An 8,196-nucleotide genomic window follows, 5' to 3' on the forward strand; every position below is an offset into this window, starting at 1 on the left:
CCTGAGTGTGGCACGGGCCTGGGAGCTGGGTCACACGCCGGTGCCGGGGCCGGCAGTCGGCTCGCTGGCCGGCATGGACATCACGGTCGGCTGGGCGCGGCCGCGCAACAGCGCCGAGCCGTGCTGTGCCCAGTGCGCCCGCTCGCGGTCGTCGGCGAGTTCCAGCGCGGTCTGCGAGCACAGCACGCGGGCGCTGACGGTCTTGGCGCGGTCGGCCAGCCGCGCCGCCTCGTTGACGGCGTCGCCGACCACGGTGTACTCGTAGCGGTTCTCGCTGCCGATGTTGCCGGCGAACACCCGCCCCGCCGAGACGCCGATCCCGAAGTCCACCAGCGGCAGCCGGCGAAGCTGGGTGAGCAGGGTGCGGGCGGTGGCCAGCGCCGCCGCGGCCGAACCCTCGAGGGGGACCGGCGCGCCGAACACGGCCAGCGCCGCGTCGCCCTGGAACTTGTTGATCGAGCCCTGCTGGGCGTCGACGGCGGCCACCACGATGCGGAAGAAGTCGTTGAGCACCGCGGCGACCTCGTCCGGCGGATGGGTGGCGGCCAGCTCGGTCGAGCCCACCAGGTCGATGAACAGAATCGCCGCCTCCTGCACATCGCCGGCGAGCGCAAGATCGCGCTCCACCGCCAGGCGGGCCACCTCCGGGCCGACGTGCCGGCCGAACAGGTCGCGGAGCCGGTCGCGTTCGCGCAGGCCGGCCACCATGCGATTGAACCCGGTTTGCAGCCGCCCGATCTCGGAATGCTCGTAGACGCTGACCGAGGCCTCCATCTGCCCGTGCTGAACCCGGGCCATGGCGGCGACGACCTCGCCGACCGGATCGGAGACCGAGCGGGCCACCAGGATCATGGCGCGCATCCCGAGCAGCACCGCGACCAGACACAGCACCAGCACCGGCGTCTCCACCGAGGCGGTGCGGTCGATGACCCACCCCATCCGTCGGCAGACGATCAGGACGACGATGGCCGCGGCGGGCAGCGCGCAGGTGATGAACCACATGGTGACCAGCCGGGCCAGCACCCCGGGGGCGGTGGCGCGGACATCGGTGTTCCGCCAGGTGGCAGCCACGATCGGCCGGAAGGTGCGGTGGGTGAACAGCATGCTGGTGCACACCGACGCGGTTCCGCCGAACACGACGACCATGGCCAGCAGCACGAGCAGCCCGACGTCGGTCGAGCGCAGTGCGGCCAGGCCGATGGCTCCGCCGACCACCCAGGTGCCCAGCACGATCGTCGACTGGCGGCGCAGGATGTTGATCGCGGCGCGGCGTTGCCCGGCGTCGGGTTGCTGTCCGGCGGTGTACCAGCGCAGCGATCCAGCGATGCTGGCCGTTCCGGAGATGACCACGGCAACTGTGCCCAGCCCGACCAGCACGGCGGTCAAGACCAGGTGCTGCGGGCGCAACAGGATGTTGGCACCGGTGGGGGTCTCACCGGTCAGCGACAACACCACCGCGATCGCTTCGGCACTGGTGAGCAGGTGGGCGAAGGCCAGCCCGGTCGCGTAGTCGGCACCGACCCGAAGGGCCGAACGGGGCCGCGACGCTGCGCTCGAACCGGCCCGCGAACCTGCCTGAGTCATCGCGGTCGCGCCCATCCGTGAGTGCCTGCTGCAGTCAAAGTGCTCTCAAAGTTATACGGATCGGGCGAGCCCGGTGCGGCGAATCTGTGTGTACAAATTGACACCAAATGTCTAGACAACGGACGTAGCGAGATGTAATGTCCATCCACAACGGTGGTCGAACTCACAAGGAGGGACGCGGATGGCGCACAACGGCACTGCGGCGGCACCAATCCAGGCGTGGCGGGACAAGAAGCGCTACCTGTGGCTGATGGGCTTGATCGCCCCGACGCTGATCTTCACCATGCTCCCGTTCGTGTGGGCGATGAATCGGCTCGGCTGGCACGGGGCCGCGCAGGTGCCGTTCTGGATCGGGCCGATCCTGATCTACCTGTTGTTGCCGGCGCTGGATCTGCGGTACGGCGTCGACGGGCAGAACCCGCCCGACGAGGTGATGGCCCAGCTGGAGAACGACCGGTACTACCGCTACTGCACCTACGCCTACATCCCGTGTCAGTACGCCAGCGTGGTGCTGGGCGCCTACCTGTTCACGGCGGCCGATCTGAGCTGGCTGGGTGTCGAGGGGTCACTCAGCTGGTTCGCCAAGATCGGGCTGGCGCTGTCGGTGGGCGCCCTGGGCGGCGTCGGCATCAACACCGCGCACGAGCTGGGGCACAAGAAGGAGCGCCTGGAGCGCTGGCTGTCGAAGATCACCCTGGCGCAGAGCTGCTATGGGCACTTCTACATCGAGCACAACCGCGGGCACCACGTGCGGGTGGCCACTCCCGAAGACCCGGCGTCCGGCCGCTTCGGCGAGACCTTCTGGGAGTTCCTGCCGCGCAGCGTCTTCGGTGGTCTGCGCTCGGCCTGGCAACTGGAGGCCGCGCGGCTGCGCCGGTTGGACAAGGGGCCGTGGCGGTTGTCCAATGACGTGCTCAACGCGTGGCTGATGTCGGTGGTGCTGTGGGGAGTGCTGATCGCGGTGTTCGGCCCGGCGCTGATCCCGTTCGTCGTCATCCAGGCCGTCTACGGGTTCTCCCTACTGGAGTCGGTCAACTACATCGAGCACTACGGCCTGCTGCGCGGCACCCGCCCCAACGGCCGCTACGAGCGCTGCACGCCCGAACACAGCTGGAACTCCGACCATCTGGTGACCAACCTGTTCCTCTACCACCTGCAGCGGCACAGTGATCACCACGCCAACCCGACCCGGCGTTACCAGACGCTGCGCAGCATGGCCGAGGCGCCGAACCTGCCCAGCGGCTACGCGTCGCTGATCGGGTTGACGTATTTCCCGCCGCTGTGGCGCAAGCTGATGGATCACCGGGTGCTGGCGCACTACAGCGGCGACATCACCCGGGTCAACATCGACCCCCGGCGCCGGGCGAAGATCCTCAACCGCTACGCCGCCACCGAGCAGGCGGCCGCATGATGGCGCGCTACCGCTGCCCGGGCTGTGACTACCTCTATGACGAGGCCATCGGCGCGCCGCGTGAGGGGTTTCCGGCCGGCACACCCTGGCGCCAGATCCCCGATGACTGGTGCTGCCCGGACTGTGCGGTCCGCGAAAAAGTGGATTTCGAACCGGTGGAGGTCCCAACGTGAGCGACTACAAACTGTTCCGCTGCCTGCAGTGCGGCTTCGAGTACGACGAGGCGGTGGGCTGGCCGGAGGACGGTATCGCACCCGGCACCCGCTGGGCTGATATCCCCGAGGACTGGAGCTGCCCGGACTGCGGCGCGGCCAAGGCGGATTTCGAGATGGTGGAAGTCGTGCGGGGATGACACCAGCTAATCTCGCGGTGGTGAAACGCATCCCCTACGCCGAGGCATCCCGGGCGCTGCTGCGCGACTCGGTGCTCGACGCGATGCGGGAGTTGCTGACCACCCGGGACTGGTCGTCGATCACGCTGGCCGCCGTGGCGGAGGCGGCCGGGGTCAGCAGACAGACCATCTATAACGAGTTCGGTTCGCGCCAGGGGTTGGCGCAGGGCTACGCGATCCGGCTGGCCGACCGACTCGTCGACGCCGTCGAGCGCGCCATCTACGGCAACGTCGGCGATGTCCACGCCGCCTTTCTGGAGGGGTTCCGGTCGTTTTTCTCCGAGTCGGCCGCCGACCCGCTGGTCATCTCGCTGCTGACCGGTGTCGCCAAGCCGGACCTGCTGCAGATCATCACCACCGACAGCGGCCCGATCATCACCCGCTGCTCGCAGCGGCTGACGTCGTCGTTCATGCACAGCTGGGTCAAGGCCAGCGAGGAAGACGCCGGCATCCTGGCCCGGGCCATCGTCCGGCTGGCCATGAGCTATGTCTCGATGCCCCCGGAAGCCGACCACGACGTGGCCGCTGACCTGGCCCGATTGTTCACTCCGACCGCCGAGACCTACGGGGTCATCGACGTCGATTGACCCGCTCGAGCATTCCCGGGCGTTCGCCGGTAGCTTGTAGCGGAGCTGATTTCACCGAACCTACGGGGGCGCACTGATGAGTTTGACCGCGGACAGCCGCAACGGCATCGACTACAAGGTCGCCGACCTGTCGCTGGCCGAATACGGCCGCAAGGAGATCCGGCTGGCCGAGCACGAGATGCCGGGCCTGATGGCGCTGCGCCAGGAGTACCACGGCGTCAACCCGCTCAAGGGCGCCCGCATCACCGGCTCGCTGCACATGACGATTCAGACCGCGGTGCTCATCGAGACCCTGGTTGCGCTCGGCGCCGAAGTCCGTTGGGCGTCGTGCAACATCTTCTCCACCCAGGACCACGCGGCCGCCGCGGTCGTCGTCGGCCCCCACGGCACCGTCGAGGAGCCCAAGGGCACCCCGGTGTTCGCCTGGAAGGGCGAGAGCCTGGAGGAGTACTGGTGGTGCGCCGAGCAGGCCCTGACCTGGGAGGGTGAGCCGGCCAACATGATCCTCGACGACGGCGGCGACGCCACCATGATGGTGCTGCGCGGCGCCCAGTACGAGAAGGCCGGTGTGGTGCCGCCCGCCGAGGACGGCGACTCGCACGAGTGGAAGATCTTCCTGGCCACGCTGCGCGACCGGTTCGAGACCGACAAAACCAAGTGGACCAAGATCGCCGAGTCGGTCAAGGGTGTCACCGAGGAGACCACCACCGGCGTGCTGCGCCTGTACCAGCTGGCCGCCGCCGGTGAGCTGGTGTTCCCGGCGATCAACGTCAACGACTCGGTCACCAAGAGCAAGTTCGACAACAAGTACGGTTGCCGGCACTCGCTGATCGACGGCATCAACCGCGGCACCGACGTGCTGATCGGCGGCAAGAAGGCGCTGGTCTGCGGCTACGGCGACGTGGGCAAGGGCAGCGCGGAGTCGCTGGCCGGCCAGGGTGCGCGGGTCACCGTCACCGAGATCGACCCGATCAACGCCCTGCAGGCGCTGATGGACGGGTTCGACGTCAAGACCGTCGAGCAGGCCATCGCCGAAGCCGACATCGTCGTGACCACCACCGGGAACAAGGACATCATCACCCTCGAACACATGAAGGCGATGAAGGACCAGGCCATCCTGGGCAACATCGGCCACTTCGACAACGAGATCCAGATGGCTGCGCTGGAGACGTCCGGAGCCACCAAGCTCAACATCAAGCCGCAGGTCGACCAGTGGACCTTCGGTGACACCGGGAAGTCGATCATCGTGCTGTCCGAGGGCCGGCTGCTCAACCTGGGCAACGCCACCGGGCACCCCTCGTTCGTGATGAGCAACAGCTTCTCCAACCAGGTGATCGCCCAGATCGAGCTGTGGACCAAGGGCGACGAGTACGACAACGAGGTCTACCGGCTGCCCAAGCACCTCGACGAGAAGGTCGCCCGCATCCACGTCGAGGCGCTCGGCGGCACACTGACCAAGCTCACCAAGGAGCAGGCGGAGTACATCGGCGTCGACGTCGAGGGCCCCTACAAGCCGGACCACTACCGGTACTGATTTCGGCTGCCAGCAGGCACAAGAGCCCCATTCCGGCCCGGAATGGGGCTCTTTGCTGGGGACGGTGCCCGCGGGTGCGGGGAACGGCCGAAGCGGCTTGCCTGCCGCGAGAGGCCTACGCTGGACGGCAGACGCATACGACGGGAAGGGTTCAGACCATGAATTCATCGCGATCGATCCATACCGCGCTGATCCGCGCGGCGGGTGCTGCCTTGCTGGCCGCTGCCACGGCGGTCGTCGGTGTTCCCGCCGGCGAGGTCGCTGTTGCGTCGGCAAGCCCCGTGGTCGCGGGGCCGTCCGCTCCCGCCGACCTACCGCCCGGCGTCGCCGGGATGCCGTTGGGCGGAGGCTGGGGCCACGGCGGCGGCCACGGTGGTGGCCACGGTGGTGGCAACGGCGGCTGGGGTCACGGCAACTGGGGCAAAGGCAACTGGGGCCACAACGGCTGGATCAACGGTGGCCGGATCAACGGTTTCATCCAGAGCGGGGGGCGCGGCGGCTGGTAGCCGAGCCGCTCAGTGCCTGGCGTGAGCGATGACCTCCGCCGGCGTGCCGCACGCCTTTTCGTCACTGATCGACGGCCAGCGGCCGGGCATGCCGGATCGATCCGGTTCGTCGCTGCCGGCTTCCGGCAGGTCGATCGGGTGGCTGCCCGCGAAATCGATGACGCGCTGGATCTCTTCCGGCGTGTAGCCGTTGTGGGCCTGGGTCAGTACGAAGTCGCTGTAGCTCACGCACAACGCCTGGTAGGCGGGTTTGATGGCGCTGGCGGCGGCATACTCGGTTTTGCTGTGGGTGACAAAAGCGAAGAAGGCCGCTATCGAAGCGGCCACCGCGGCGATTACCGCGGCAGCCGCCGTGACCCAATCTGACCAGCTGCGCCGAACACGTGTTTCTGCGGTCATGAGGTTCCCCCTGGATCGGTGGGTGTCAGCTTAGCGGTCAGCGGTACGCCGGAAGGTGGGAAACGTGAGTAGGCTGCCGCCGTGCTGATTGCGATCGAAGGTGTCGACGGCGCCGGCAAGAACACCTTGACCACGGGGCTGGAGGCCGCGTGGCGGGCCACCGGTCGCACGGTGGCCACGCTGGCGTTTCCGCGCTACGGCGACTCGGAGACCGCCGACCTGGCCGCCGAGGCGTTGCACGGCCAGCACGGCGACCTGGCGGATTCGGTGTACGCGATGGCGGTGTTGTTCGCGCTGGACCGCGCCGGGGCTCGGGCCGAGATTCGGCACCTGCTGCACCACCACGATGTCGTGCTGTTGGATCGCTACGTCGCCTCCAACGCCGCCTACAGCGCCGCCCGGCTACACCAAGACGCCGACGGGGAGATCGTGGACTGGGTGCACACGCTGGAGTTCGGCCGGTTCGGCCTGCCGGCGCCCGACTGGCAGGTGCTGCTCGACGTCCCCGCCGAGTTGGCCGCCCAGCGCGCCCGGACTCGCGAGACGCAGGACACCGCCCGCGCCCGCGACAGCTACGAGCGCGACGACGGCCTGCAGCGCCGCACCGCCGAGGTGTACCGCGCGCTGGCCCGGGCCGGGTTCGGGGGGCGGTGGCAGCTGGCCGGTCCGACGGTCTCAGCGGCCGAGCTGGCGGCCGATCTGTCCGCGCAAATGCGCGGGTAAAACCGCGAAACGCGCGTGTGGTAGCAGGCATTTGTCTCGATCTGATGACACCATGTACGCCATGAGGCAAAGGATTCTCGTCGTCGATGACGACGCTTCGCTGGCCGAGATGCTCACCATCGTGCTCCGTGGGGAGGGTTTCGACACCGCGGTCGTCGGCGACGGCACCCAGGCGCTCACCGCGGTGCACGAGCTGCGGCCCGATCTGGTGCTGCTGGACCTGATGCTGCCCGGCATGAACGGCATCGACGTGTGCCGGGTGCTGCGGAAGGACTCCGGTGTGCCGATCGTGATGCTCACCGCCAAGACCGACACCGTCGATGTGGTGCTTGGGCTGGAGTCGGGTGCCGACGACTACATCATGAAGCCGTTCAAGCCCAAGGAGCTGGTGGCCCGGGTGCGGGCCCGGCTGCGCCGCAACGACGACGAGCCGGCCGAGATGCTCTCGATCGCTGACATCGACATCGACGTGCCGGCGCACAAGGTGAGCCGCGCCGGTGAGCAGATCTCCCTGACCCCGTTGGAGTTCGACCTGCTGGTGGCGTTGGCGCGCAAGCCCCGCCAGGTGTTTACTCGTGAAGTGCTCCTCGAACAGGTCTGGGGATACCGGCACCCGGCCGACACCCGGCTGGTCAACGTGCACGTGCAGCGCCTGCGGGCCAAGGTGGAGCAAGACCCGGAGAACCCGACCGTGGTGCTGACCGTTCGAGGAGTGGGTTACAAGGCCGGACCTCCGTGATCCCCACCGGGGAGCGGCTGCGGTGATCTTCGCGTCTTCGACGAGGCAGAGCGCCAGCGATGCTGAGGAGAAGCGCCAATGATTTTCAGCTCCAGACGGCGCCCCCGGCGGTCGGGTCCGCTGCTGCTCGGCGTGAACACGCTGCGCCGCGCGGTGCAGGTCGCCTGGCGCCGGTCGCTGCAGCTGCGGGTCGTGGCGCTGACGATGGGGCTGTCGGCCGCGGTCATCCTGGCGCTCGGATTCGTGTTGACCAGCCAGATCACCGACCGGGTGCTCGACGTCAAGGTGCGGGCGGCCACCGAGCAGATCGAGCGGGCCCGGG

Annotated in this window: 10 protein-coding genes and 1 pseudogene; 9 read left to right on the forward strand and 2 right to left on the reverse strand. The window is 68.3% G+C overall.

All coding sequences use genetic code 11. The annotated features are described in order from the left end of the window. Nucleotides 1-30: 30 nt before the first annotated feature. A complete protein-coding gene (locus A5694_RS18785) occupies nt 31-1,497 on the reverse strand; it encodes an adenylate/guanylate cyclase domain-containing protein (protein WP_064923831.1) in 1,467 nt (488 codons plus the stop codon). A 268-nt stretch (nt 1,498-1,765) separates the two neighbouring features. Between A5694_RS18785 and A5694_RS18790 the strand changes: the two genes are divergently transcribed. From A5694_RS18790 to A5694_RS18815, 6 genes are all read left to right on the forward strand, one after another. After that, nucleotides 1,766-2,995, forward strand: a complete 1,230-nt coding sequence (locus tag A5694_RS18790; protein WP_064923817.1) for an alkane 1-monooxygenase — start codon at nt 1,766-1,768, stop codon at nt 2,993-2,995. Continuing rightward, the gene (locus A5694_RS18795; protein WP_064923818.1) at nt 2,995-3,168 is read left to right on the forward strand and encodes a rubredoxin; all 174 of its coding nucleotides are present in this window, start codon (nt 2,995-2,997) and stop codon (nt 3,166-3,168) included. Before A5694_RS18790 ends, A5694_RS18795 begins: the two co-directional genes overlap by 1 nt. Next, nucleotides 3,165-3,347 (forward strand): rubredoxin, encoded by a 183-nt coding sequence (locus tag A5694_RS18800; RefSeq protein WP_064923819.1) that lies wholly within the window; start codon nt 3,165-3,167, stop codon nt 3,345-3,347. The genes A5694_RS18795 and A5694_RS18800 overlap by 4 nt, the downstream gene beginning before the upstream one ends. Then, nucleotides 3,344-3,973 carry a TetR family transcriptional regulator AlkX gene (gene alkX / locus A5694_RS18805; RefSeq protein ID WP_064923820.1) on the forward strand — a complete coding sequence of 210 codons (630 nt, stop codon included), beginning with the start codon at nt 3,344-3,346 and terminating at the stop codon, nt 3,971-3,973. Before A5694_RS18800 ends, alkX begins: the two co-directional genes overlap by 4 nt. A gap of 73 nt (nt 3,974-4,046) precedes the next feature. Continuing rightward, nucleotides 4,047-5,507 (forward strand): adenosylhomocysteinase, encoded by a 1,461-nt coding sequence (gene ahcY / locus A5694_RS18810; protein ID WP_109535751.1) that lies wholly within the window; start codon nt 4,047-4,049, stop codon nt 5,505-5,507. A 158-nt stretch (nt 5,508-5,665) separates the two neighbouring features. After that, nucleotides 5,666-6,013, forward strand: coding sequence for a hypothetical protein (locus tag A5694_RS18815; protein WP_064923822.1), 348 nt, complete (start codon nt 5,666-5,668; stop codon nt 6,011-6,013). Nucleotides 6,014-6,022: 9 nt separating this feature from the next. Here the strand turns inward: A5694_RS18815 and A5694_RS18820 are convergent, their stop codons facing one another. Continuing rightward, nucleotides 6,023-6,412: a hypothetical protein gene (locus tag A5694_RS18820; protein WP_125224358.1), complete on the reverse strand. Its 390-nt coding sequence runs from the start codon at nt 6,410-6,412 to the stop codon at nt 6,023-6,025. A gap of 81 nt (nt 6,413-6,493) precedes the next feature. Here A5694_RS18820 and A5694_RS18825 point away from each other — a divergent pair, with 81 nt between their 5' ends. The 3 genes and pseudogenes from A5694_RS18825 to A5694_RS18835 all read left to right on the forward strand — a co-directional run. After that, nucleotides 6,494-7,135, forward strand: a complete 642-nt coding sequence (locus A5694_RS18825; protein WP_064923824.1) for a dTMP kinase — start codon at nt 6,494-6,496, stop codon at nt 7,133-7,135. Between the two features lie 52 nt (nt 7,136-7,187). Further along, nucleotides 7,188-7,874, forward strand: a complete 687-nt coding sequence (mtrA, locus tag A5694_RS18830; RefSeq protein WP_019737852.1) for a two-component system response regulator MtrA — start codon at nt 7,188-7,190, stop codon at nt 7,872-7,874. 78 nt (nt 7,875-7,952) lie between these two features. Then, nucleotides 7,953-8,196: pseudogene (locus A5694_RS18835) on the forward strand (two-component sensor histidine kinase); the annotation flags it as partial.

Origin of the sequence: Mycolicibacter sinensis (assembly GCF_001667945.1) — a bacterium.
GTDB lineage: Bacteria > Actinomycetota > Actinomycetes > Mycobacteriales > Mycobacteriaceae > Mycobacterium > Mycobacterium sinense_B.